Source organism: Afifella sp. YEN Y35 (assembly GCF_047553465.1).
Lineage (GTDB): Bacteria > Pseudomonadota > Alphaproteobacteria > Rhizobiales > Afifellaceae > Afifella > Afifella aestuarii.
The window spans coordinates 934,383-957,524 of sequence record NZ_CP180203.1 but is presented as its reverse complement, the minus strand read 5'-3'; the positions used below and the strand labels follow the sequence as shown (position 1 = coordinate 957,524).

At 64.0% G+C, this 23,142-nt stretch carries 21 protein-coding genes, 1 tRNA gene and 1 riboswitch; of the genes, 3 read left to right on the top strand and 19 right to left on the bottom strand.

Going from position 1 to position 23,142, the window contains the following annotated elements:
- Window positions 1-58: 58 nt before the first annotated feature.
- Window positions 59-1,075: an amino acid ABC transporter substrate-binding protein gene (locus ACK8CP_RS04635; RefSeq protein ID WP_414833489.1), complete on the bottom strand. Its 1,017-nt coding sequence runs from the start codon at window positions 1,073-1,075 to the stop codon at window positions 59-61.
- A 255-nt stretch (window positions 1,076-1,330) separates the two neighbouring features.
- On the opposite strand from ACK8CP_RS04635, the gene metC reads away from it, so the two are divergent.
- Window positions 1,331-2,491, top strand: a complete 1,161-nt coding sequence (metC, locus tag ACK8CP_RS04630) for a cystathionine beta-lyase (RefSeq protein ID WP_414833488.1) — start codon at window positions 1,331-1,333, stop codon at window positions 2,489-2,491.
- A 49-nt stretch (window positions 2,492-2,540) separates the two neighbouring features.
- On the opposite strand, the gene ACK8CP_RS04625 is transcribed toward metC, so the two are convergent.
- From ACK8CP_RS04625 to ACK8CP_RS04610, 4 genes are read right to left on the bottom strand one after another with little or no spacing between them, the layout of a single operon-like run.
- Window positions 2,541-2,861, bottom strand: coding sequence for a lipid-A-disaccharide synthase N-terminal domain-containing protein (locus tag ACK8CP_RS04625; protein ID WP_234628183.1), 321 nt, complete (start codon window positions 2,859-2,861; stop codon window positions 2,541-2,543).
- Entirely contained in the window at window positions 2,854-3,597 is a 744-nt protein-coding gene (locus ACK8CP_RS04620) for a glycosyltransferase family 2 protein (RefSeq protein WP_414833487.1), read from the bottom strand. Before ACK8CP_RS04620 ends, ACK8CP_RS04625 begins: the two co-directional genes overlap by 8 nt.
- A complete protein-coding gene (locus tag ACK8CP_RS04615) occupies window positions 3,594-4,415 on the bottom strand; it encodes a phosphatase PAP2 family protein (protein WP_414833486.1) in 822 nt (273 codons plus the stop codon). The genes ACK8CP_RS04620 and ACK8CP_RS04615 overlap by 4 nt, the downstream gene beginning before the upstream one ends.
- Window positions 4,412-6,136: an ArnT family glycosyltransferase gene (locus ACK8CP_RS04610; protein ID WP_414833485.1), complete on the bottom strand. Its 1,725-nt coding sequence runs from the start codon at window positions 6,134-6,136 to the stop codon at window positions 4,412-4,414. Before ACK8CP_RS04610 ends, ACK8CP_RS04615 begins: the two co-directional genes overlap by 4 nt.
- 156 nt (window positions 6,137-6,292) lie before the next feature.
- On the opposite strand from ACK8CP_RS04610, the gene ACK8CP_RS04605 reads away from it, so the two are divergent.
- Entirely contained in the window at window positions 6,293-7,522 is a 1,230-nt protein-coding gene (locus tag ACK8CP_RS04605) for a glycerate kinase type-2 family protein (RefSeq protein ID WP_414833484.1), read from the top strand.
- 71 nt (window positions 7,523-7,593) lie between these two features.
- Here ACK8CP_RS04605 and ACK8CP_RS04600 read toward each other — a convergent pair.
- Together ACK8CP_RS04600 and ACK8CP_RS04595 are read right to left on the bottom strand one after the other, a co-directional pair.
- Window positions 7,594-7,669, bottom strand: a tRNA-Arg gene (locus ACK8CP_RS04600).
- Between the two features lie 19 nt (window positions 7,670-7,688).
- Window positions 7,689-7,994, bottom strand: a complete 306-nt coding sequence (locus ACK8CP_RS04595) for an ETC complex I subunit (RefSeq protein WP_128294203.1) — start codon at window positions 7,992-7,994, stop codon at window positions 7,689-7,691.
- Window positions 7,995-8,371: 377 nt separating this feature from the next.
- On the opposite strand from ACK8CP_RS04595, the gene ACK8CP_RS04590 reads away from it, so the two are divergent.
- The gene (locus tag ACK8CP_RS04590) at window positions 8,372-9,913 is read left to right on the top strand and encodes a gamma-glutamyltransferase family protein (protein WP_414833483.1); all 1,542 of its coding nucleotides are present in this window, start codon (window positions 8,372-8,374) and stop codon (window positions 9,911-9,913) included.
- Between the two features lie 55 nt (window positions 9,914-9,968).
- On the opposite strand, the gene ACK8CP_RS04585 is transcribed toward ACK8CP_RS04590, so the two are convergent.
- The 12 genes from ACK8CP_RS04585 to ACK8CP_RS04530 form a co-directional block, all read right to left on the bottom strand.
- Window positions 9,969-10,400 (bottom strand): OsmC family protein, encoded by a 432-nt coding sequence (locus ACK8CP_RS04585; protein ID WP_414833482.1) that lies wholly within the window; start codon window positions 10,398-10,400, stop codon window positions 9,969-9,971.
- A gap of 144 nt (window positions 10,401-10,544) precedes the next feature.
- Window positions 10,545-11,294: a hypothetical protein gene (locus tag ACK8CP_RS04580; RefSeq protein WP_414833481.1), complete on the bottom strand. Its 750-nt coding sequence runs from the start codon at window positions 11,292-11,294 to the stop codon at window positions 10,545-10,547.
- Window positions 11,295-11,439: 145 nt separating this feature from the next.
- Window positions 11,440-11,868 (bottom strand): pseudoazurin, encoded by a 429-nt coding sequence (locus tag ACK8CP_RS04575; protein ID WP_414833480.1) that lies wholly within the window; start codon window positions 11,866-11,868, stop codon window positions 11,440-11,442.
- A gap of 2 nt (window positions 11,869-11,870) precedes the next feature.
- Window positions 11,871-12,656: an ABC transporter ATP-binding protein gene (locus ACK8CP_RS04570; RefSeq protein WP_414833479.1), complete on the bottom strand. Its 786-nt coding sequence runs from the start codon at window positions 12,654-12,656 to the stop codon at window positions 11,871-11,873.
- A complete protein-coding gene (locus ACK8CP_RS04565) occupies window positions 12,653-13,702 on the bottom strand; it encodes a FecCD family ABC transporter permease (protein WP_414833478.1) in 1,050 nt (349 codons plus the stop codon). Before ACK8CP_RS04565 ends, ACK8CP_RS04570 begins: the two co-directional genes overlap by 4 nt.
- 12 nt (window positions 13,703-13,714) lie before the next feature.
- Window positions 13,715-14,722, bottom strand: coding sequence for an ABC transporter substrate-binding protein (locus tag ACK8CP_RS04560; RefSeq protein WP_414833477.1), 1,008 nt, complete (start codon window positions 14,720-14,722; stop codon window positions 13,715-13,717).
- A gap of 129 nt (window positions 14,723-14,851) precedes the next feature.
- Window positions 14,852-15,085: riboswitch (cobalamin riboswitch) on the bottom strand.
- A 164-nt stretch (window positions 15,086-15,249) separates the two neighbouring features.
- Entirely contained in the window at window positions 15,250-16,767 is a 1,518-nt protein-coding gene (locus tag ACK8CP_RS04555) for a class I adenylate-forming enzyme family protein (protein WP_414833476.1), read from the bottom strand.
- 3 nt (window positions 16,768-16,770) lie between these two features.
- Window positions 16,771-17,931: a thiolase domain-containing protein gene (locus tag ACK8CP_RS04550; protein WP_414834189.1), complete on the bottom strand. Its 1,161-nt coding sequence runs from the start codon at window positions 17,929-17,931 to the stop codon at window positions 16,771-16,773.
- A gap of 46 nt (window positions 17,932-17,977) precedes the next feature.
- Window positions 17,978-18,730, bottom strand: coding sequence for an HpcH/HpaI aldolase family protein (locus ACK8CP_RS04545; RefSeq protein ID WP_414833475.1), 753 nt, complete (start codon window positions 18,728-18,730; stop codon window positions 17,978-17,980).
- An 8-nt stretch (window positions 18,731-18,738) separates the two neighbouring features.
- Window positions 18,739-20,283 (bottom strand): hydantoinase B/oxoprolinase family protein, encoded by a 1,545-nt coding sequence (locus ACK8CP_RS04540; RefSeq protein WP_414833474.1) that lies wholly within the window; start codon window positions 20,281-20,283, stop codon window positions 18,739-18,741.
- On the bottom strand, window positions 20,283-22,361 hold the full coding sequence (locus tag ACK8CP_RS04535) for a hydantoinase/oxoprolinase family protein (protein WP_414833473.1): 2,079 nt from the start codon (window positions 22,359-22,361) through the stop codon (window positions 20,283-20,285). Before ACK8CP_RS04535 ends, ACK8CP_RS04540 begins: the two co-directional genes overlap by 1 nt.
- The gene (locus ACK8CP_RS04530) at window positions 22,358-23,140 is read right to left on the bottom strand and encodes an IclR family transcriptional regulator (protein ID WP_234628200.1); all 783 of its coding nucleotides are present in this window, start codon (window positions 23,138-23,140) and stop codon (window positions 22,358-22,360) included. Before ACK8CP_RS04530 ends, ACK8CP_RS04535 begins: the two co-directional genes overlap by 4 nt.
- Between the last annotated feature and the right edge of the window lie 2 nt (window positions 23,141-23,142).

Genomic DNA, 23,142 nt, shown 5'->3' with positions numbered 1-23,142 from the left:
GCGCCCGGTTTGATGGCAAGGGGCCCGGCCGATCGCTCGGCCGGGCCCATGTTTATTCTTAGCGAACCGGCGGCGCGTATTGCAGACCGCCGTCGCTCCACAGCTTGTTCAGCCCTCGGTCGATGCCGAGCTCCGTATCGGGGCCGACATTGCGGTTGAACATCTCGCCGTAATTGCCGACGGCCTTGATCGCGTTCACCGCCCACTCTTTGTCGAGACCAATCGACTCGCCGAACGAGCCTTCAGTTCCGAGAAGGCGCTTGATCGAGGGATTGTCGGAGTTCTTCATCTCGTCGACGTTGTCCTGCGTGACGCCGAGCTCTTCGGCGTTGATGAGCGCAAACAGCGCCCACTTGACGACGTTGAACCACTGATCGTCACCCTGGCGAACGGCCGGGCCGAGCGGCTCCTTGGAGATGATCTCCGGCAGGATGACATGGTCGTCGGGATTGGTGAGCTTCAGCTTCTGGGCGTAAAGGCCCGACTGATCGGTCGTGTAGACATCGCAGCGGCCGGCATCGTAGGCGGCCACGACCTCGTCGGCCTTCTCAAAGGCGACCACTTCGTAATCCATGTCGTGGCTGCGGAAATAATCCGCGACATTGAGCTCGGTCGTGGTGCCGGTGTTCGTGCAAACGCTGGCCCCCGAAAGCTCCAGAGCCGATGAGACGCCGAGATCCTTGGGCACCATGAAGCCCTGGCCGTCGTAATAGTTCACACCCGTGAAGTTCAGCCCGAGATCGGTATCGCGCGACATCGTCCAGGTGGTGTTGCGCGTGAGAACGTCGACTTCGCCCGATTGCAGCGCGGTAAAGCGCTCCTTCGCCGAAAGAGGTGTGAACTTCGCGGCATCACCATTGCCGAAAATGGCGGCGGCGATCGCCTTGCACGTGTCCACGTCGAGGCCGGACCAATTGCCTTGCGCATCGGGGTTCGAGAAGCCTGGAAGACCCTGGCTCACGCCGCATTGCACGGAGCCTTTGGCCTTCACGTCGTCAAGCGTCGCCGCAGACGCGGAGACGGCCGTCACAGCGAGGGCCGCTCCGGCCACGAGCGGTACGATGGATTTCTTCATATGACGATTCCTGTTCACCGGTTTGGTTCTTAGAACGATGATTTGCAGTCATGCGTCCAAAGCGAAGCAGCCCCGCCTCGCTCTTCCCTGCCAGACGCCGCTTGACGCAACCCCGTCCATGCGGCCATCGAAAGCTATCTACTGGCCCCGGTCAAGCCTGCGGCCCTGAGGTCGTCTGAGGCAAACAGAGGCAATTTCGAGAGGCGATCAAATGACGCGGAGATCCGCATGAGTAAAAACAAGGACGAAACAAGCATGTCCAGCACCCCCCGCAAAGCGGCAACTCTCGTCACCCACGGCGGGCGCCACCCGAAGGAATTTCACGGCTTCATCAATCCGCCTCTGGTCCGGGCATCGACCGTTCTCTTCAACGATGTGGACGAGATGAAAGGGCGACGCGAGAGCCGCTACGCCTATGGTCTCATGAACACGCCGACAATCGAGGCCTTCAACGAGGTCTGGACCGAACTTGAAGAAGCCTCCGGAACGGTCCTCGTCCCCTCGGGCCTTGCCGCGGTCACGGTCGCGATCTTGTCGGCGCTCTCGGCCGGAGAAGAAATTCTCGTGCCCGACAACGTCTATGGGCCGACGCGGCGCTTCTGCAACCAGACATTGAAGCTCTGGGGAATGAGGACGAGCTATTACGATCCGATGGATCTTGAGGCTCTGAAATCAGCCCTCGATGGCGGTGCGAGCGCGGTCTTCGTCGAAGCCCCCGGCTCGCTCACCTTCGAAGTCCCCGATATCGGAGCGAAACTCGAACTCGCCAAGGCCGCCGGTGCGATCACGATGATCGACAACACATGGGCGACGCCGCTTCTCTACAAGCCGATCGCCGAAGGTTTCGACCTCTCCATTCAGGCGGGCACCAAATATGTCGGCGGTCATGCCGACGTGCTCATCGGCTCGATCAGCGCCAATGAGAGGATGTGGCCAAAACTCTCCGCCACGCACGCCAATCTCGGCATCCAGGCGGGCCCCGACGAGATCTATCTCGCCATGCGCGGCCTGCGCACCATGAAGCTGCGCATGGATCAGCACGAAGGTCAGGCCCTTGAGGTGGCGAAATGGCTGAGAGACCAGCCGAAGGTCGCCCGACTTCTTCATCCGGCGATGGAAAGCTGCCCAGGGCATGACAATTGGAAGCGCTATTTCGGTCGCTCGAGCGGGCTCTTCGCCTTTGAGCTGGCCGGCACCGAAGACGAAGCCGCGACCTTCCTGAACGCCCTGCGTCTTTTCGGCCTCGGCTTTTCCTGGGGCGGCTTTGAGAGCCTGGCCACTCTGGCGGAGCTGCGGGAAACGCGAAGCGTCACGACATGGCAGGCGGGCCCGGTGATCCGTCTTCAGATCGGCCTGGAGGCCGTCGAAGACCAGATCGCAGACCTTGAGCAGGCTCTTGCAGCGATCGCAGCCTGATCGACATCAGGCCGCCGAACGGATGCGTGGCAGGCCGGCTGAGAGCCCCTCAGCCGGCGCTTTTCATGGGTGATTTGTCCTCACGGAAAATCAGCCACAGGTTGCGGAAGTAAATGAAAAGGCCGAGACCCTGGCCGAGGATGAAGACGGGGTCTTGCCGATGCAGTGCATAGATAAAAAGCAGGAACCCGCCAAAGACCGAGAAGAACCAGAAGGCCACAGGAACGACGGACCTCCCTGCCCTTTCGCTCGCCAGCCATTGGATGACGAAGCGCATCATGAACATGAACTGGGCGACGAAGCCGAGCGCAATCCACAGACTGAACTGCTCGACAAAGACCTCGTGGATCCAGTTCCACACGTCACTCATCCAGGTTCTCCTCGCTCAGCTGCGGCCGCACCTTGCGCCGGCTGGCCAACCACCACACCCCGAAAAGATCGGCAATGCCAACCCAAAGGCGATCGAAGATGCCATACTTCGAGGTGCCGTGCCGCCGTTCCCGGTCCGCCACGTCGACGAGTGCGATCTCGTAGCCTTCCCGCCGCACCAGCGCGGGCAGAAAGCGGTGCCAACCATCAAAATAAGGCAGGCGCAAGAACAACGTGCGGCGGACGGCCTTGAGGCCGCAACCGGTGTCTCGCACCTGGTCATCGAGGAGTGCCCGCCGCACCCGGTTGGCGATACGCGAGCCATAGCGCTTGGCAAAGCTCGCCTTGCGCCCGACCCGCTGTCCAGCTGCCAGGCCGACCTGATCGCCACTCGCGGAGAGTGCATCGAGAAGTGCGGGAATATAGGCCGGGTCGTTCTGCCCGTCTCCGTCGATGGTGACGACAGCATCGCCCTTGGCCGCTTCGAGAGCACTGCGAATCGCAGCGCTTTGGCCGGCGCTCGTCTCATGCCGCAACAGACGCACCTGCGGGTGCTGGCGCGCGCTTGCGCGGACGGTTTCACCGGTCCCGTCACGGGATCCATCATCGACGACGAGGATTTCGAAGGACCGCCCGGAAAGCGCCGTTGCGATTTCGTCGATCAGGAACCCGATATTGCCGGCCTCGTCCTTGCACGGGACGATGACGGAGACTTCCGGCGAGAGGGGCGAAGTCATGACGTGCCTTTCTGGTGCACATGGCGCCTTTCAATGCGGCCAGCCGCGTCCAGGCGAAAGACGAGACGGCGTTCTGCGAATATGCGTGCGGTGAGCCAGGCCACGGCCCCACCGAGAAGAAAACCGGCAACCACGTCGGTCGGATAATGCGAGCGCGTCGCAAGACGGCTGACGGCGATCCAGAAGGCCCCGGTCAGGATGACGATTCGTGCCCGCGGAAACAGCAGCGCCAGTGCCACGCCGAGCGCGGCGACATTCGTCGCATGGCCCGAGGGAAAACTCGCCCAGCTCGGATCGAACGAAAACGGATGGAAGGCGGCCAGACCTTCCGTGTCGAAAAGCTTCGGACGCGCCCGCCCGATCACGTATTTCAGGACGACGACGATGAGACCGGCCGCCAGCACGGAGACGAACAGGTAGGTCGCCGTCGCGGAGGCCCGCACGACAGCCGCGCGCCGCCTGATGCCGTGCACCGAGATATCCCGAAAAATCTGGTAGATCAGAAAACCGCCGGTGGCGATCAGCATCCAGTCGGACTTGCCGATATCGGTGACGAATTCGAGGAAGTCGCGCACCTCCGGCTGCATCGTCGCCTGAAACAGCGTCAGATAGGGATCCGCCAGAATGAAAAGAACGACGAGCAGGCTCCCGACGAGAACGAAGCCGTTGAGAACGCCGATCGGGGTCGGGCGATACGGCGGATGACGGCGATCGCGCTGCCTTTCGTTCAGAAGACGCGAAAAAGCGAGCGCCCGTTCGCGTCCCCGCACGAGATGCTGCCGCACGGTCAGGCTCCAGCGGTCCTTAAAATCACTCATTGGGCAGCCGGAGCCGTTTCGTAGATGCCGACCGTGACCGGCCGCCCGCGCGAATAATTGTATCCAGAGACCTCGCCCCGGCGCACGACCGTCAGCCCGTCGGCAGCGACCGATGCGTGGAACTCAGCGTCACGCCGCGCCTCGACCAGACCGACGCGGCATCCGGGCTCTTCCAGGAATTTCGCGACGTCCTCGGAGGATCCGAGAACCACATCCGTGCCCCCGAAGAAGACGAGGCTCGGCTCAGTGTAGCCCGTCGCCGCCAGCTCCGGATTGGGGCACGAGGATACCTTCTCAGCTTCAGCGACCGCGCGCTCCGAGACGCGAATCGCATCGAGACCCGGGAAGGCCAGCTGGAAGGCCCCGACATAAAGGAGTGCGGCGGAAAGGACCGAGGCGGCGACGGCCCGCTCGTCGCGTCCCCTCGTCAACGCCCGGGCGGCGAGAAGTCCCATGACTGCGGCGGCCACCGCCGCCACATCCGCGCCGGCGGGAAGACGCTTCTCCAGATAGAGCGGCAGCACCACGATGCCGATGGCGACGAAGACCGGAACGGCCGCGGCCAAGAGCCCGATGATGATCCGCAGCGAGGCCCGGGTGAGCATCGCTCCGCGGACCATCGCCACGCCGGCGAGGAGCGCGAAAGCGGGATAAAGCGGCAAGACGTAATGGGGAAGCTTGGTCGGCACCGCCTCGAAGACGAGCCAGGCGGGCACGATCCAGACCAGACAAAAGAAAATGTCAGGATGGTGCCACTGCCGGACCATCATAGGCAGAGCAAGGAGCGCGAAGGGGGTGAGCGGCCAGGCCGTCGCGAAAAAGAGTCCAAGATAGGTGCCCGGAGGCGCCCCGTGGCTCTCCTGCCCGCTCGCCACCTTGGCCATCAAATCATGCCCGATCGAATCCCCGAAAAAAGCACCGTCGGAGAGAAGCGTAATCGCCACGAACCAGGGCAGCGTCACGATGAGCATCGCGACGAGCCCGGGCAATGGCCGGAGACGCAAGAGCGGGACGAACGAGCGCGAGCCGATCATCAGAGAAATCAGCGTCAGGCCGCAGACCATGACGATGACCGGGCCCTTGACCAGGATCCCCGCGCCAAGCGCAATCCAGAACGCGAGTGCGAGCGGCCAGGAAAGTGGCTCGCGCGAAGGCGGCGCTGTCAGTCCGGCGCTCTCTTCTGCCTCGCCCCGCCCGCTCATCCAGGCGCGCGCCATGATCGCCTGCGCAAAAACAGTGAGCGCCAGCAGCACCGCATCGGTCTTGGCAAGCCGCGCTTCGACCCCGAGAAGGATCGTGGCGGACATGAGCAGCGAGCCGATGAAGGCCGCGCGCCGGCCAAAAAGCGACAGACCGGCGAGATAGGTGGCAAGGACGGCGAGCACGGCGCCAACCGCCGACGGGATCCTGTAGGCCCAGATCGGAGCCTCGGCTCCACCGAAAGGCGCGGTCGCAGCCGCCTGCAGCCAGTAGATGCCGACGGGCTTCTTGTAGCGCGTTTCGGATTGGAAATGGATGTCGACGAAATCGCCGCTCTCATGCATCTGCTTCGTCGCCTGGACGAAACGCGCCTCGTCCCGATCGATCGGTGGCAGCGCCGTCAGACCGGGCAGAAACAGGATGATCGCGACGAGGATCGTGACCAGTCCCGCAAGGGGCGCAAAGCGGCTTGGCCAGCCGATAAGCCGCGAGCGTCGCGCATCCAACGGAGCCTCAGACATCGAAGTCTCGCCTTTTGAACATTCGCGGCTGGTGCTAAGCCGGCAAGGGCCGGCACGCAAGCGCCGCGCGCGGCGGTGCTAACGACAAGGGCCAGCGACGATGCGATCTCGATGTTGAGCGCTCCCAATCTTTCCCAGCCAAAGGCTTTCCTGCGAATGCTTTTTGCCGCGGCAGTTCGGGCTGCCGACCCGGCGACCTGCCTGCCGCCCCACCTGCCCTCGCCGCCGGCCGGCCGCACCATCGTCATCGGGGCAGGCAAGGCTTCGGCGGCCATGGCCAAAACCCTGGAAGACAATTGGAAGGGACCTCTCGAAGGCCTAGTCGTGACACGTTACGGCCACGCGGTGCCGTGCCGATCGATCGAGATCGTGGAAGCCGCCCATCCGGTCCCGGACGTGGCAGGTGAAAAGGCGGCGCGGCGCATGCTCGATCTTCTCCGAGATCTCACCGAGGACGATCTCGTCATCGCGCTGATCTCGGGTGGCGGTTCTGCCCTTTTGAGTGCTCCGGCCGATGGCCTGACCCTTGCCGACAAGCAGGAGATCAATCGGGCACTCCTCGCCTCCGGTGCCCCGATCGGCGCCATGAACTGCGTGCGCAAGCATCTCTCCGCCGTCAAAGGCGGTCGCCTGGCGGCCGCGGCCTGGCCAGCTCCGGTTTTGACCCTCGCCATCTCGGATGTTCCAGGCGACGATCCCGCGGCGATCGCTTCCGGACCGACGGTCGCCGATCCGACATCGCTCGCCGATGCCCGAAATGTCCTTGCGCGTTTCCGCATTGAGCTCCCGGCCGCAGCCGAGGCATGGCTTGCGAGCCCTGAGGCCGAAACGCCGAAGCCGGGTGCCTCGCGCCTGCCCCGCAGCACCTTCCGCCTCATCGCGGCCCCGCACCGTTCTTTGGAAGAGGCGGCCAAGATCGCCCGCGATTGTGGCGTTGCTCCGCTCATTCTCGGTGACGACCTCGAAGGCGAAGCACGGCAGCTGGGGGCAGAGCATGGCCGTCTGGCCCGCACCAAGCTCGCCCGGGGCGAGCTGGCGCGGCCCTTCGTGCTTCTCTCCGGGGGAGAAACCACCGTCACCTTGCGCGGTAACGGGCGCGGGGGCCGCAACGCGGAGTATCTTCTGGCTCTCGCGATCGCGCTCGATTCCGCGGAGGGGATCTATGCACTCTCCTGCGACACGGATGGAATCGACGGCTCCGAGGACAATGCCGGCGCGCTTTGTGCGCCCGACACGCTCGCACGCGCCAAAGACCTCGGTCTCGACGCGCACGACGCTTTGGCGCGCAACGACGCCTACAGCTTCTTCGAAGCGCTCGGCGATCTCGTCATCAGCGGTCCGACGCTGACGAACGTCAACGACTTTCGCGCGATCCTGGCTCTTTGATGGGCGCGCTGACGCGCCCCAAACAATGCCAGATCAGGAAGTTAGAGCCACTTTTCGATTCAAAAAATCAATGGCGACCCCGGCAGGATTCGAACCTGCGACCATCGGCTTAGAAGGCCGGTGCTCTATCCACTGAGCTACGGGGCCGGAAGGCGCAAAGACGCGCCTAATGGGTCCACGGCACCTGCCGATTGAATTTGAAATTGTCGGAGTAGGAGATCGTCGCCCGCTTCTTTTCCTTCGGCTCATAGACGCGATAGGCGATCTTGTTGCGCTGCGCGTAGGCCACGGCCTCCTCCTTCGAAGGGAAGCGCAGACGCACCTGCGAGCGCATGTCGCTTGAAGCCGTATAGCCCATCAAAGGCTCGATCGAGCGCGGTGTTTCCGGCTCGAATTCCAACACCCATTCATGCGTCTTGGCCTGGCCCGAGCTCATCGCCGTGCGAGCCGGTTTGTAGATGCGCGCCTGCATACGTCTCTGCCGTCCTTTGCCTTGCCGAAACCTTTCGCAGCGATTCCAGCCTTGCTTCAACAGAAGACTAGCAGGAATGCCGACAAATTCCATGCCATCGCGGCCGGCTCGGTCGTCGTCTCTATAGGATCTGGTCGGGACCACGGAAAGTCCCGTCGGCGAGCAAACGCTCTCTGCGCACGCGGAGTTTCGTCTCCGCCATCTCAGACATCGACAGGGAAGCGAGAATCTCAGGGGCCGGCTTGCCGATGCGTGGCCGCTGTAACAAGCTCGCGAGACTGCCTGTCCCGCAAGCGCCCGCCGCTTCCCCGCCATGGAGAACGACCATCTCGGCCCTTTCTTACGACAATCCCTATGTCAGCGTGCGCACCCCGATCATGGCACGCAACATGGTCTCCACCTCGCAGCCGCTGGCGGCGCAAGCGGGCCTCCGCATGCTGCTTGCCGGCGGAAACGCGATCGATGCAGCACTTGCCGCGGCAATCACTTTGACGGTGGTCGAACCGACCGGCAACGGGCTTGGCTCCGACGCTTTTGCCATCGTCTGGGACGGGAACGAGCTCCATGGCCTCAACGCGTCCGGGCGTTCGCCACGCGCCTGGTCGTCGGAACGCTTCCGCGGTCTTCCCGAAATGCCGCAGCAAGGATGGGAGAGCGTCACCGTCCCGGGGGCGGTCTCGGGCTGGGTCGCTCTGTCGGAACGTTTCGGCGCCCTTCCCTTCGCGACCTTGTTCGAGCCCGCGATCGCCTATGCCGAAGAGGGATTTGCGGTTTCACCTTCGATTGGGCTGCAATGGTCACGAGGCGCCGACAGATTGCGCCACGAACCTGGCTTCGCGCCCCACTTTCTCATCGAAGGCCGCGTTCCCCGGCCCGGCGAGACCTTTCGCAATCCGCACCTTGCCCGATCCCTCAAAAAGATCGCCGACAGCCGTGGCGAGGATTTCTATCGCGGCGAGCTCGCCCGAAAAATCTCGGATTTTGCCCGGCAACATGATGCTGTTCTCGACGAAGAGGATCTCGCGGCCCATGCCTGCGATTGGTGCGGGACGATCAGCCAGCCGTTTCGCGGAACCGAGCTCCACGAGATTCCGCCCAACGGACAAGGCATCGCCGCACTGATCGCGCTCGGCATTCTGGACAGGCTCGAGCTTGAAAGCCTCGATCCCGACGGCGCCGAGGCCCTTCATCTTGAAATCGAGGCGATGAAACTGGCGCTCGCCGACGCGCATCGTTTCGTCGCCGACCCGGCCAACATGGAGATCTCACCCGACACTCTTCTCGACGATGATTACCTTGCTTCACGCGCCGCGCTGGTCGATCGCAATTACGCGTCAGACGCGACCGCCGGCGCACCGAGGCGGGGCGGAACGGTCTATGTCACGGCCGCCGATGCCGCCGGCCGGATGGTTTCCTTCATTCAGTCAAACTATGCGGGCTTCGGTTCCGGCATAGTGGTGCCCGAAACCGGCATCCACCTGCAGAATCGGGGCTCCGGTTTCGTGCTCGCGCAAGGCCACCCAAACGAGGTCGCAGGCGGCAAGCGCCCCTTCCATACGATCATTCCGGGCTTTCTTATGGAGGACGGCATCCCCCTCATGAGCTTCGGCGTCATGGGCGGCGCGATGCAGGCGCAAGGTCACGTGCAGATGGTCCTGCGCACGCAGCTTTGGCGGCAGAACCCGCAAGCGGCGAGCGACGCGCCGCGCTGGCGCTTTATCGCCGGGCGCCGCGTTGCCCTCGAAACGGGCATCTCCGCGGATGTCGCGGCAGAGTTGGCACGGATGGGCCATCAGATCGAGCGCGTCGCGCCGGACGTGGATTTCAGCTTCGGCGGCGCGCAGCTCATTCATCGCCTCGCCGACGGCTATATTGCCGGCAGCGACCATCGCAAGGACGGTCAGGCGGTGGGCTTTTAGGCACGCGCCGCAGCCATCGCCTCGGGGAGAAGGCTGCGGCGCGAAGTCTCCCGGATCAGCCGACGAGGCTTGCCTCGAGTGTCACCTCGGCATTCAAGAGCTTGGAGACCGGGCAGCCTTCTTTGGCCTTTCCGGCGATCTCCTGGAATTTCGCTTCGTCGATGCCGGGCACTTTGGCTTTCAGCGTCAGGCGGCTGGAGGTGATGGTGAACCTCTCGCCCTGCTGCTCGATGGTCACGGCCGCGGAGGTGTCGAGCTCTTCCGGCGCCATCCCTTCCTGGGTCAACATCAGCGAAAGTGCCATCGAAAAGCAGGCGGCATGTGCGGCTGCGATGAGCTCCTCAGGGTTGCTGCCCTTGCCGCTCTCAAAGCGGCTCGCAAAGCCGTACGGATGCGCGTCGAGTGCTCTGGTCTCCGTGGAGATCGTGCCGCTTCCGTCCTTGATACCGCCCTTCCAGACAGCTGATCCGTGTTTGGTGATCGCCATTGTCGGTTGCTCCTTTGCCTGGGCTCCGCCGCCTTATCGAGCACCGCGGAGCCGGTTGCTTCGACACGATAGATGGGCCAGCGTGACCACTTGCAAAGGCGTGGATGGCGGCATGGCCTGCGCGACGCCTGTCGGAGGCGATGCCTAAGACGCGATAGAGAGCGCTTGCGGCTGTCGAAGACGATCTGAAGCGACAAGCATCGCGAGCTCCGGATATCGATCGACGTCGCCCTCGATCGCCTCGATCTCGAAGCGGGCGAAAAGCGATTCCGGCAGCCAGTCTTCGCCCCGCGCTTTCCGGATCGCCGTCGGATGCTGCCCGTCACGATAGGCGAAGGCACGCATCGCATCGATGTTTTCCCAGATGCTGAAGGTCGCAAGCTGCAACAAGGGATGGGAGCCGAAACCGACATGCCAGACGCACCCTGCAGCCTCGCTGAGCGAGCGGTCGACCTCCGGCACCTGTCGCCAGAATGACCGGACCCGTTTCGCAGCGACGCTCGCCAGCGTCAGAACCGCAAAAGGATGCCCGCCGACGTCATGTCCCGAATAATCGAAGAGTGGCTCACCGTCCCAGCTGCCATGGCCGCGCGCCGGACGGACGGTGAAATGAAGCTGCTCGATGCTTGGCCCCGCGACGCTGCGGTAAAGCCTGGTTTGGCGCAGCCCCGCCAAATCCTCCTGCCGCTCCGGAACGCCCATGAGACAGTAGCGCGTGAAGTCCGGGAGAATGGAGAAGCCGCTGCCGCTTCCACAACCCAGCAGGCGCAATTGACCGGAACGCTGCGTCGAACGGTCGATCACCCCCGGAAATCCCATGCGCAGAAAAGCGCTCCACGCTTGCCTGCGCGGGTAGCGGAAGAAGCTGAGAGTGACGAGTTTCGCAGGCACCATGGACGATCTCAGGTCGCAGCAATCGAAGAAAACGTTCAAGGATTGAGGAACGATCCCCCGGCTCGGATCGACGATGCTTTGCCGCGACTGCTTGGCGTGCCGCCGGAATCTGGGTGCCCGTGAGCCCGCTCGCGCGACCATGGCCTCACTTGCGATTTTCGGTGATGATCTCTTCCAGCCTTTGTCGCGCCCGCCTGGGCAGGTCGTCTGGAAGCACGAGTTCTCCAGGGTCCGCCTCTTCTCCGACGGCGATCATCATCACCATGCCCATGGCATAGTGGGGGCTGCATTTGAGGCCATAGATGCCCGGCGTCTCGGCCACCACATCCGCCGTTTCGCCCAGCGGCGTCTTGATTTCCTCCGCGCCTTCGGGCGCCAGTCCGGCGATGGTCCGGGCGTTGTGGCCCGGTGTCGACGCAAGGAAGCGGATCGTGTCGCCCGGCGCCACGCGCAGGAAATCCGGCTCATAGATCATCGCGCCCTTCTCTCCCCGGTTCAGCATCTTCACCTCGAAGGTCTCGGCATGCGCGAAGCTGCTCACAAGCACTAGCGTCAGAACCAGAAACCCTTTCATGATCAAACTCCTACAGAATTATTTTCTTGTGATAGCGCAAAGCGCAGGATGGGCTCGCCGTTCGCCGGGTCGCCGATTGAGCGCGAGCAGACGTCGAAAACCTGTTCGATCCGAGTGGCGGTCAGGATGTCTTTCGGGGTGCCGACCGCCTCCAATTGGCCTTTGGCCATCAACCCCAGCCGGTCGCACACCATCGCCTGATTGAGATCGTGCAGAGCGACGACCACCGTGATCGGCAGGCGCCGGACGAGCGCGAGAATCGAAAGCTGGTGGTGGATATCGAGATGGTTCGTGGGTTCATCCAGGATCAGGATGTCGGCCTTTTGGGCCAGAGCGCGGGCAATATGGGCGCGCTGACGTTCGCCGCCTGAAAGCGTCTGCCATCGACGCTCGGCGAGATGCGCGATGCCGGTTTCGGCGAGAGCCTTCTCCACGATTTCGTCGTCGTCCGCGCTGAAGGGAGTGAGAGGTCCGAGCCATGGCGTGCGCCCGAGCTCGACCGTCTCGCGGACGGTAAGCCGGTCGGAGGTATCGAGTTGTTGGGCGACGATAGCGATCCGCCGCGCGACCTCGCACCGCGTGATTTTTTGAATATCGACATCACCGACCATCACCTGGCCGCGGGATGGTTTCCGCAATCCCGAGAGCAGCAACAACAATGTCGACTTGCCGGAGCCGTTCGGTCCGACAAGACCGAAGAGCTCGCCAGGTTCGATCGTCAGATCGATGTCCGACACGATCGGAGTGCGGCCGGCGGACCAGCCGAGAGCATGCGCCGTCAGCGTCATCGCGCCCCTCCGCGACCGCGCACCAGGATCAGCGCGAAGGCCGGCGCACCGACGAGCGCCGTCACGACACCGATCGGCAGAACCTGGCCCGGAATGATGATTCGCGACACGATGTCGGCGAAGATGAGAAAAACGGCGCCGGTGATCGCCGTCATCGGGATGAGCCGGCCATGGCGCGGACCGACCAGAAGCCTTGCCGCATGCGGGACAACCAGTCCGACGAAGCCGATTGCACCGACGATGCTGACCATAACGGCCGTCACCAGAGCGGCCGCCCCGATCAGGATCGCCTGCGTCTTCAATACGTTGATGCCCAGAGAGGCCGCCGCATCCGATCCGAAGGCAAACGCGTCGAGCGCCCGCGCATGGACCGTGATGATGACAAACACCAGGATCGCGACGGGTGCGGCGAGCCATACATCAGGCCAGCGCACACCGGACAGATTGCCGAGCAGCCAGAAGATGATGCCGCGCGCCTGTTCGGCATTGGCCGAGTGCGCGATGATCAGCGACGTGAGCGCATTGAAAAGCTGGGCCCCGGCCACGCCGGCAAGGATCACCTGACCGGTCGATGTTCCCGCAAAGCCACCGGCGGCCCGAGCCAGAGCGATGACGAGCGCAAAAGCCACGAGGGCGCCTACGAAAGCACCGGCCGAGAGCGACACGAGACCACCGCCGATGCCGGCGATGGTAACAGCCACAGCTCCGGTCGATGCACCGGCCGAGATCCCCAAAATGTAAGGGTCAGCGAGCACATTGCGCAGCAGCGTCTGAAGCACCAGCCCCGAGACGGCCAGGCCTGCGCCACAGGAGGCCGCGACGATTGCCCGGCTGAAGCGGTAATTCCAGACGATGCCCTGGTCGATCGGATCGACAGGATAGCTTCCCCCGAACACCTTCATGGCAAGCACCTGCCCGACCGTTTCCAGCGGGATACGTGTCTCTCCGATCGCAGCCCCGAGGATCAGCGCGGCCCCCAGAATTGCGAGTTTCGACGACAACGATGTCAGAAGACCCGGCCAGCGGCCGGGTCGTTGAGTGGCCATGATCGGGCTCTGCTATTTCAGCTTGGGAAGTTCATCGGCGAGCATCTCGAGTGCCGAGATGTTGCGGATGGAGGGATCCATGGAATGGGCGTCCATGACGAGAATCCGCCCCGCCTTGACGGCTTCCATTTCCTTGGCGACCGGATCCGTCTTGAGGAATTCGAGCTTCTTTTCGACGTCGTCGGCAGGAAAGCGGCGGCGGGTCATCTTGGCGACGACGATGATGTCAGGATTGGCCTTGGCGATCGTCTCCCAGCCAACGGTCGGCCATTCCTCATCGCTTTCCACGACGTTGCGGACGCCGAGCTTTTCCATCATCCAGCCCGGAACGCCCTTGCGCCCGGCGACATAGGGATCGACGTCCATTTCGGCAGACGAAAACCAGAAGACCGCGGAAACGTCGCCCGCCTTCGCTTCTTTCGCTTTCTCCACCGCGGCGGCTTCGCGCTCCGAAAGATCGCTGACAAGCGCCTCACCCTCCGCCTTCACGTCGTGGATCTCCGCAAGTTCGCGGATCGCACGATACAGGGCGTCGGTGCTGTACATCTCGAGCCTGGTGCCATCGACGCCAGCGGAATTGTCTTTCACGCAATCGGTCGGAAGGATGTAGGTCGGGATGCCGACGTCATGGAACTGCTCGCGGGTCCCGACGATGCCCTGCGGCCCGATATGCCACTCATAGGAAACCGCAACGAGGCCCGGCTTCTTGGCGACGACGCTTTCGAAGCTCGGATCGTTGTCCGCGAGCCGCTCGATGCCGCTGTTGAGTTCGGCGAACTCCGGCAGCACATCGCTGAACCAGACAGAGGTCCCGACGACCTTGTCGCCGAGGCCGAGCGAGTAGAGAATCTCAGTCGCAGACTGGCCGACCGTGACGTCGCGCTCAGGCGCGGCCTCGAACGTGATGGTTTGTCCGCAATTGTCGATGCTCAGCGGGTATTTGGTTTCACCCGCATGCGCGGCGTCGATGAGCGAAAGACTGGCCAGTGCTGCAAGGCCGATCGCGACGTTTCGGTGCATTGTGTCTGCTATCCTGGTTCCGAGAGAGAACCGCGGGGGCAGGCGGAATGGATTGCCCGAAAAGAGACTCGCGCATTGTCGTCGACGACAAGATTGTCATCTCGATCCTTCCCCCGACATCCCCGCCGGGTCTGGTTGCATGATGATGGCAGGTCTCTTGACTTGCGGGTCTCTGCTTCCCCGAGCCTTCCCAGGCGTTAGACGGTGTCCGTCGCACGCCCAGTGGCATCGTTCGGGGTCGCTCTCCGCTCACAATTGCGGGGGCAGTCACGGATTTGGCGCCTACTGGCTACACCGCACCGTATTCCCTTTTCACCCAGCGAAGTCTTCGTTTCGCTGGAAACCATCGACAGAGATAAAGGCTGGATGGTGTCGGAGTGTCAAGCCGGATGCGCGCCACATTCTGTCCCGGTTGCGCAGGCTCAAACAAGCAAGCGCGCCACGCCCGCGATCTTTCAGACACGCATACGTCGGACTTCGGTCATGTGGAGCCAGACGCACCGCGTTCGCGGCCCCGTCCGATTCGCTTATGCTTGGCTCAGCAGCCTGCGAAGCTCGATTTTGAGCACCTTGCCGTAATTGTTCTTCGGAAGCTCATTCAGAAAGACGTAGTCCTTCGGGCGCTTGAAGCGGGCGATTTCCTCGCGGCAGAGCGCATCGAGTTCTTCGACATTCGGCGCGTTCTCCGGTGCGACGACGAACGCGACGACGTCCTCACCCCATTCGGGGCTCGGCCGGCCGACGACAGACACCTCCTGAACGGCGGGATGCCGCAAGAGCACTTCTTCGACCTCGCGCGGATAGATGTTGGTGCCGCCGGAGATGATGACGTCTTTGGAGCGATCCATCAGCGTCAGGAAACCGTCCTCGTCCATCGCACCGACATCACCGGTCCAGAGCCAGCCGTCGCGCAGAGATTCCGCGCTCGCCTTCTCGTTTTGCCAGTAGCCGGCCATGACGCTCGGACCGCGAACCAAAATCTCACCGCTCTCGCCCGGAGCGAGCGTATGACCGTCGCCGTCCGCCACCCGCACATCGACGCAGGATTGCGCGGTGCCGACGGAGCCGAGGCGTTCCTTCCAGCGCGGATGGGTCCTGTCGGCCACGAGATCGCGAGAGAGGGCCGTGATCGTCATCGGGCTTTCGCCCTGGCCGTAAATCTGCACGAAGCGCGGTCCGAAAAGGGAAACCGCCTCTTCGATATCGGCGACGTACATCGGCCCGCCGCCATAGACGATGGTCCGGATCCCATCGCCGTCATAGCCGGTCGTCTTCGCGTGCTGGACGAGGCGGCGGACCATGGTCGGCGCGACGAAGAAGGACAGACCGCCGAGCGAGTGGGCAAGCGAAACGATTTCCGCCGCATCAAATCCACCTGATTTTGGGACGACATGGCGGGCACCGCGGAGAACGTGCATGAAGTTGTAGAGCCCCGCCCCATGCGACATCGGCGCGGCATAGAGCGCGGCATCCTCGGTGTGCACCTCGTCGACATCGACAAAATAGGCAAAGCTCATCGCCTGCAGATTGGCGACCGAGAGCATGACGCCTTTCGGATTGCCGGTCGTTCCGGAGGTGTAGAAAAGCCAGGCGAGCGCATCCGACGACATCGCATGTGGCGCGGCAAGCGGTTCGGCGGCAAGAAGCTCCTGGTACGCCTTGCCCAGCGCGGTGATCAGACGCACGCCCTCATCGAGCCGCTGCGCCAGCACCTCGTCTCCCTCGGAGATGAAGACGAGACCCGCTCCCGAATCCTTGACGATGTAGGCCGCCTCGCGCGGATGGAGCTTGTGGTTGATCGGCACGGCGGCCGCACCGGCCCACCAGATCCCATACATGATCTCCAGATACTCGGTCGAATTGGCCATGAAGATCGCGACCCGGTCTCCCGGTGAAACGCCATGCACCTCTTTGAGCGCGCGCCCGAGCCGTGCGGCCCGTTCGGCAAACTCTCGGTAGGTCGCCACAAGTTCATCACCACGCAAAAGCGCCGGTACTTCGGGCATGCGCCGCGCCGTGCGAAGAAGCCAGTCCGCGAGGTTCATGGGTCAGACCTCCAAAGGCTCGAGGATCGAAACGTAGCTTGCGACGGCGCCTCCGCCCATGTTGAAGCAGAGGCCGAGTTTCGGATCGGCGAGCTGCATGTCCGCGGCTTCCCCAGTGAGCTGACGGGCGGCCATGACGTGCATGGAAACGCCCGTCGCGCCAACGGGATGGCCCTTGGCCTTCAGGCCGCCGGAACGGTTGATCGGCAGCCTGCCGTCCTTGTGCGTGACGCCGTCCGCAACGAGGGCAGCCGCCTCGCCGGGGCGCGCCAGCCCCATCGCCTCCATCGTCATCAGCTCGGCAATGGTGAAGCAGTCATGCACCTCCGCGAAGGAGATGTCGTCGACGGAGACACCGGCCGCCGCATAAGCCTGCCGAAACGCTTCGGCCGGCCCTTCGAGCCGCGTCAGATCCTTGGCTGACAGCGGCAGATAGTCGTTCACCTGCACGCGGGCGCGGAAGCCGACGGCCTTCTTGAACTCGCCGGCGCGGTCGGCACGGCAGACGACGATCGCCGCCGCCCCGTCGGAGACGAGCGAGCAATCCGTCTTCTTCAGCGGCTCCGCGATCATCGGGTTCTTCTCGGAAACCTCGCTGCAGAAGGCGAAGTCGAGCGGCTTCCTGAGCTGAGCGAGCGGATTGTCGACGGCGTTTGCATGGTTCTTCACGGCAATCCGCGCCATCGCTTCGCTCGGGTCGCCGAAACGCTCGCGATAGGCACGGGCGAAGCGGGCGAAAATCTCTGGGAAGGAGACGCCCGCCTCCTCCTTCTGGTAGCTCGCCGCCCCGAGGGAGGCCGTCACTTGTGCACCCGGCAGATGGGTCATCTTCTCCGCCCCGGCGACGAGAGCGACATCGATCCGCCCGGCCTCGATCGCGTCGATTGCCGCATAAATCGCGGCCGATCCCGAGGCGCAGGCATTTTCAAGCCGCGTCGCGGGCTTGAAGCGCATGCCCTCGCCCGCCCCGAGCACCATGGAGGATGCAAAGCCGTCCGCCACCATGCCGGCGTTGAAATGGCCGAGAAAGGTCGCGTCGACGTCCTCGCCGCCGATGCCCGCATCGGCAAGCGCCTCCGAGGCCGCAGCCCGGACGAGCTCTTCGAAGGACAGCTCGGATTTCCCGAAAGCCGTGTGGCCCCAGCCGACGATCGCAACATTCATTGTCATGCCCTCATTCGAGACGTCTGTTCGGCAAAGATGCCGGTTCTCAATCGGTCGCGAGCGCCGCGGCGGCGCCGGCCCTCAGAAACCCCTGGTCGGTCTTGACAAGGAAGAAGCTCGCACCCGCTCCCTCCCAGTCCGGAATCTCTTTGGCGCTGCCGACAAACATGCCCGTGCGCGCCCCATCCCCGCTGGCAACCGCAACGATCCTCCGGCAGAGCGCGCGAAGCTCATCCGATCCCGCCTCCAGACCAGAGGCGACGCCGAGATCGACCAGGCCGACGAAGAGACCGTCGACGCCTGGAACGGCAGCAATCTCGGCGGCTGCAGCAGCGCCGTCCGGATCCTCGATCTGGCAGATGAGCACGCTCTCCCTGGCCGAAAGCTCAAAATGTTCGGCGACACTGCGCTGCCCATAGCCGGCCGCTGGCGTCGACGGCGAGAAGCCGCGTCCGTCCCGCCCGAAACGCATCGCGGCCGCGATCGCCGTCGCTTGCTTCGGCGAGTGCACATGCGGCGCCATCACGCCGGCAGCGCCGCAATCGAGCACGGTCATCGTCCATTCGGGGCTCGCGACCGGCACGCGTACGACCACCGGAATGCGGGCGGCCCGCGCCGCCAGCAGACAGAGGTCGATCGCCTCGCGCCCGAGCGGGGCGTGTTCGGCATCGAGCACCAGGAAGTCGAGCCCGACCGAGCCGAGAATCTCGATCACCGCCGGGCTCGGCGTCTTGACGAACGTGCCGACGAGCCGCTCGCCGGCCTTCAGACGGGTGGCGAAGTCCGCATTGACCGTCATCCCGGCGCTCAGGCTCCGAAGCCGCCACCGCCGGGCGTGACCATGAAGACCTCGTCGTCCGGCTGCATCTCCATCTTGCGCGTGTCGAGAACCGATTTGCCGTTGATCTCGAAGCGGCCGGGCGCACCGTCGCTGCCGCCCTTCAGGCCTTCCGGCGCAGACTTCAGTCGGCTCGGAATGGTGTTGAGGAGCCACGGCGTCTTGGTGCGCATGCGATAGCCGATGCGCTGGCCGTCACCGCCCGGCTGGGCGCCCTTGCCGCCCGTGCCACGTTCCAGTTCCTTGCAGGTGAAGGCGATCGGATAGGAGGCTTCCAGCACCTCGACCGGCACCGCCGCGACACCCGTCGGATAGCAGATGGCCGAGAGGCCAGGCTTCGTCGCCCGCGCGCCCATGCCGCCCGAGTAATTGAACATGGAGCTGGTGAAGGGCCGCCCGTTCGCATCGCGGCCCTGGATCTGCACGGTCCAGACGGCGCCGGAGCCTTCCGCCACCACCCGGTCGGGAGCGACTTCGGAGAGAGCCTTCAGGATCGGGAACGGCACATACATGCCGACGACGTGGCGCGCATTCACCGGCGAGGGATAGCGCGCATTGACGATGCATTCCTCCGGCAGCGCGAGCTTGATCGGCGCCAGGCTGCCGGCGTTGTTCGGCAGGTCCGGATTGAGCGTCGAACGCACCGCGAAGGTCGCGTAGGCATGCGTATAGGCCGGCACGACGTTGATGCCCGAAGATGCGGGCCCCGAAGAGCCGGCAAAATCGATGGTGATCTCGCCCGCCTCGGCGTCGACCGTGACGGCGGTTTTGAGCTCGACCGTCTGCCCCCCCGGCACGTCGAAACTCGAAGCGCCGTGATAGGTGCCGCCCGGAAGCTTGCGGATCGCCTCGCGCATCGCCGTCTCGGAACGGGAGATGATTTCTTCCGAGAGGTCGGAGATGTCGTCGAGGCCGTAGCGGTCGCAGAGCGCGTTGAGGCGTTCCGACGCGATCATGCCGCTCGAAACCTGCGCCCCGAGATCGCCGAGAAGCGCATCCGGCGTCCGGACGTTGCGCTTGATCATCTGGAAGAGCGTCTCGTTCGGCTTGCCGGCCTCGTAAAGCTTCATGACTGGGATCCACAGCCCCTCCTCGTGGATGTCGCGCGCGCCGGAGCCGATGCCGTAGCCGCCGATATCCGTGTGATGGATCGTGGAGCCGGCATAGGCGATGATCCGGTCGCCACGGAAGATCGGCGACAGCACGGTGATGTCGAAGAAGTGGCCGGCCGACATCCACGGATCGTTGGTGATGAGGACGTCGCCCGGCTTGAGGCTGTCGACGTCGATCTCGCTCAGAAGATTGCGGGCCGCCGCTGCAAGCGAATTGATGTGGCCCGGCGTTCCGGTCACCGCCTGGGCGACCATGCGTGCCTTCTCGTCGAAGAGGCCATTGGCGAGATCGCCCGCCTCGCGCACAATCGGGCTGAAGGCGATGCGCTGGAGCGCGCGCGCCTGCTCGGAAACGATCCCGATGAGATTGCTCCAGAGGATTTGCAGTTCGACGCCGTCCATCACTCGCTGTCCTTCTTCTTCTCGGCAACCAGGCTGCCGGTCTCGTGCACGCCGAGGGTCCAGCCCTCGAGGATGAAGATCGTGGTTTCCCGTTCTTCGATGATCGCGGGGCCGACGACTTCGTCTTCCTGCGTGAGTTCTCTGCGCTGATAGATCGGCACGTCGCGGGGCTCGCCATGGAGCCAGACGGTACGGGTCGGAGCGGCCTCGGCGGATGAGCCGGCGCCGGCGGTCGCGGTCTTGCGTTCCGGCTTCAGGCCGCTGCCGGTCACGCGCCAGTTGACAACCTCAATGGCGATGTCGTCGAGCTTGAGGCCGTACTGGGCCTCGTATTCTTTCTCGAAGAGATAGCGGATAGCGCCGGCATCGCGCGCGGCGCGCGGATCGCCCGGCAAATCGATCCTGAGCTCGGACTGCTGGCCGAGGTAACGCATGTCGACGGAGAAGGTGAAGTTGAGGTCCTCCTCGCGGATGCCGGCCTCTTTCAGAGCTTCGCGGCTCTCATCGACCATCGCCTGAAGCGTCGCGTCGACCGCCTCCCAGTCGAGCGCGTCGAGGAGAGAGACGAGGCTTTTCACGAGATCGATCTGCGCCGGCGTGACGAGCGTGCCGAAAGCGGAAAGCACGCTCGCGAGCGGCGCGTAGATGATCTTCTCGCCGTCGACGAGCTCGGCGACCATGCAGGCATGGACCGGACCGGCGCCGCCGAAAGCGAGAAGCGGCAGGCCGCGATAATCGATGCCACGATCGGTGGCGTGCGTGCGGGTCGCCGCCGCCATCTGCTCGCAGACGACTTCGAAGACACCCCAGGCCGCCTTCTCGGCGGAGAGGCCGAGCTTCTCGCCGAGCGCGCCGAGCGCCTTGCGGGCGCCGGCAGCATCGAGCTTCATGTCGCCCCCGAGGAAGCGATCCGGATCGATGATGCCGAGGACGACGTCGGCGTCGGTGACGCAAGGGTTCTCGCCGCCGCGACCATAGGAAACCGGGCCCGGGATGGAACCGGCGCTTTCGGGTCCCGTCTTGAGGAGGCCGAGGGAATCGATGGAGGCGATCGAGCCGCCGCCAGCGCCGATCTCGATCATGTCGATCGACGGCACCGTGATCGGCATGCCGGAACCCGGCTTGAAGCGGTAGCGCCGGTCGACCTCGAAGGTGCCGGTGACGAGCGGCTCGTGGCCCTGGATGAGGCAGGCTTTCGCCGTCGTACCGCCCATGTCGAAGGAGATGAGGTCCGGAATGCCGAAGAGGCGCGAGAAATAGCAGGCGACGAGCGCGCCCGCGGCCGGACCGGATTCGATCATCCGCACGGGAAAGCGCCCTGCCCGCTCGGCGCCGATGACGCCGCCATTCGACAGCATGATCAGCGGCTGCTGGGAGAAGCCGCGCGTGTCGAGCTCCTCGATGAGCGCGGTCAGATAAGGACGCGTGATCGGCACCGTGTAGGCATTGATAGCAACCGTCGAAGCGCGCAGATATTCGCGCATCTGCGGGGCGATCTCGCTGGAGACCGAGACATAGATCTCCGGCGCCTCTGCCGCGAAAATCTTTCGCACCGCCTCTTCGTTCTCGCCATTGCGGTAGGCATTGAGGAGGCAGACGGCGACGGAAACGATGCCCGCCTTGCGGCATTCGGCGATGATCTTGCGAACCTCATCCGCATTGACCGCCTTCTCCACCGTGCCGTCGGCGAAGACACGCTCGTTGAGCGTGAACGTCCGCTCCGACGGGATCAGCGGCTCGGCGAACTCGATCTGCGGATCGTACATGTCGTAGCGGTGCTCTTCGCGGATATAGAGAATGTCGCGAAAGCCCTCGGTGAGAACGAGACCGACCGGCGGCCCCTTGCGCTCGATCAGCGCGTTGGTGACGACGGTCGTGGCATGCACCACGACGTCGTCGATGTCCTTCGGGCCGACACCGGCGCGGCCGCAAACGAGGTCCACGCCTCGAAAGAACCCTTCCAGAAGATCTCCATGCGTCGTCAGCGTCTTATCGACGAAGCTTCGTCCGTCGGAGGCAAGCAGGACCGCATCGGTGAACGTGCCGCCGATGTCGATCGCCAGCGAAAATCGCGTCATCCAAAATACTCCGTGCAACCGAGATTGATGGAGATCGAGCGGGCGGCTTCGCGCACGGCGTCGATCTGTGAAGGGTCGGGATCCGGCAGGATCGTTTGAACCGAACCGACGATGTTGAGAGAGCCGATCATGGCGTTGGAGACGTCGCAGATCGGCGCCGACACCGCGTTGACGCCAGGCAGAGATTCACCGGGTGCTGCCGCCCAGCCGCGCCGGCGGACCTCGGCGACCTCCGCCTCCAGGCGTGTGATGTCGGTGTTGGTTTCTTCCGTCAGGCGGGCAAGCGGACGCGCGCGCACCTGGGCCCAAAGTTCCGGCTTGCCGAAGGCGAGCGCCAGCTTGCCTTGAGCAGACGCGTGAAAATCCATGAGCGCACCCGGCTTCGTCACGATCTGCACCGGCGTCTCCACGCGCACGATATCGATGACGCGCATGCCGTCGTCTTCGAGCAGCGAAAGCGTGGTCGTCAGATGCAGGGAATCGCGCAGGCGGATCATCACCGGCCGCGCCACGGTCAGAAGCTGGGTGCCATCGGCGATCGCCTGACCGAGATGGAAGAGCTTCAGCGTCAGCCGGTATCTCTCCGTCTCCGGGTCCTGGTCGACATAGCCGATGCTCATCAGCGTCTGCAGGAAGCGGTAGATGCGCGGCTTCGGCATTCCGAGCCGGCGGGCGAGATCTGTGAGGCGAATGCCCTCGCCGAGCGGCGCCATCTCCTCGATGATGCGGAAGGCGACCTGAGTCGACTGGTTTGAGGTCTTGTCGAGCTGTTCGCCCATTT

Bases quoted from the DNA above. Each gene is read 5' to 3' on its own strand.
- ACK8CP_RS04635 (WP_414833489.1), bottom strand. From the start codon at position 1,075: ATGAAGAAATCCATCGTACCGCTCGTGGCCGGAGCGGCCCTCGCTGTG.
- metC (WP_414833488.1), top strand. From the start codon at position 1,331: ATGTCCAGCACCCCCCGCAAAGCGGCAACTCTCGTCACCCACGGCGGG.
- ACK8CP_RS04625 (WP_234628183.1), bottom strand. From the start codon at position 2,861: ATGAGTGACGTGTGGAACTGGATCCACGAGGTCTTTGTCGAGCAGTTC.
- ACK8CP_RS04620 (WP_414833487.1), bottom strand. From the start codon at position 3,597: ATGACTTCGCCCCTCTCGCCGGAAGTCTCCGTCATCGTCCCGTGCAAG.
- ACK8CP_RS04615 (WP_414833486.1), bottom strand. From the start codon at position 4,415: ATGAGTGATTTTAAGGACCGCTGGAGCCTGACCGTGCGGCAGCATCTC.
- ACK8CP_RS04610 (WP_414833485.1), bottom strand. From the start codon at position 6,136: ATGTCTGAGGCTCCGTTGGATGCGCGACGCTCGCGGCTTATCGGCTGG.
- ACK8CP_RS04605 (WP_414833484.1), top strand. From the start codon at position 6,293: ATGCTTTTTGCCGCGGCAGTTCGGGCTGCCGACCCGGCGACCTGCCTG.
- ACK8CP_RS04595 (WP_128294203.1), bottom strand. From the start codon at position 7,994: ATGCAGGCGCGCATCTACAAACCGGCTCGCACGGCGATGAGCTCGGGC.
- ACK8CP_RS04590 (WP_414833483.1), top strand. From the start codon at position 8,372: ATGGCACGCAACATGGTCTCCACCTCGCAGCCGCTGGCGGCGCAAGCG.
- ACK8CP_RS04585 (WP_414833482.1), bottom strand. From the start codon at position 10,400: ATGGCGATCACCAAACACGGATCAGCTGTCTGGAAGGGCGGTATCAAG.
- ACK8CP_RS04580 (WP_414833481.1), bottom strand. From the start codon at position 11,294: ATGGTGCCTGCGAAACTCGTCACTCTCAGCTTCTTCCGCTACCCGCGC.
- ACK8CP_RS04575 (WP_414833480.1), bottom strand. From the start codon at position 11,868: ATGAAAGGGTTTCTGGTTCTGACGCTAGTGCTTGTGAGCAGCTTCGCG.
- ACK8CP_RS04570 (WP_414833479.1), bottom strand. From the start codon at position 12,656: ATGACGCTGACGGCGCATGCTCTCGGCTGGTCCGCCGGCCGCACTCCG.
- ACK8CP_RS04565 (WP_414833478.1), bottom strand. From the start codon at position 13,702: ATGGCCACTCAACGACCCGGCCGCTGGCCGGGTCTTCTGACATCGTTG.
- ACK8CP_RS04560 (WP_414833477.1), bottom strand. From the start codon at position 14,722: ATGCACCGAAACGTCGCGATCGGCCTTGCAGCACTGGCCAGTCTTTCG.
- ACK8CP_RS04555 (WP_414833476.1), bottom strand. From the start codon at position 16,767: ATGAACCTCGCGGACTGGCTTCTTCGCACGGCGCGGCGCATGCCCGAA.
- ACK8CP_RS04550 (WP_414834189.1), bottom strand. From the start codon at position 17,931: ATGAATGTTGCGATCGTCGGCTGGGGCCACACGGCTTTCGGGAAATCC.
- ACK8CP_RS04545 (WP_414833475.1), bottom strand. From the start codon at position 18,730: ATGACGGTCAATGCGGACTTCGCCACCCGTCTGAAGGCCGGCGAGCGG.
- ACK8CP_RS04540 (WP_414833474.1), bottom strand. From the start codon at position 20,283: ATGGACGGCGTCGAACTGCAAATCCTCTGGAGCAATCTCATCGGGATC.
- ACK8CP_RS04535 (WP_414833473.1), bottom strand. From the start codon at position 22,361: ATGACGCGATTTTCGCTGGCGATCGACATCGGCGGCACGTTCACCGAT.
- ACK8CP_RS04530 (WP_234628200.1), bottom strand. From the start codon at position 23,140: ATGGGCGAACAGCTCGACAAGACCTCAAACCAGTCGACTCAGGTCGCC.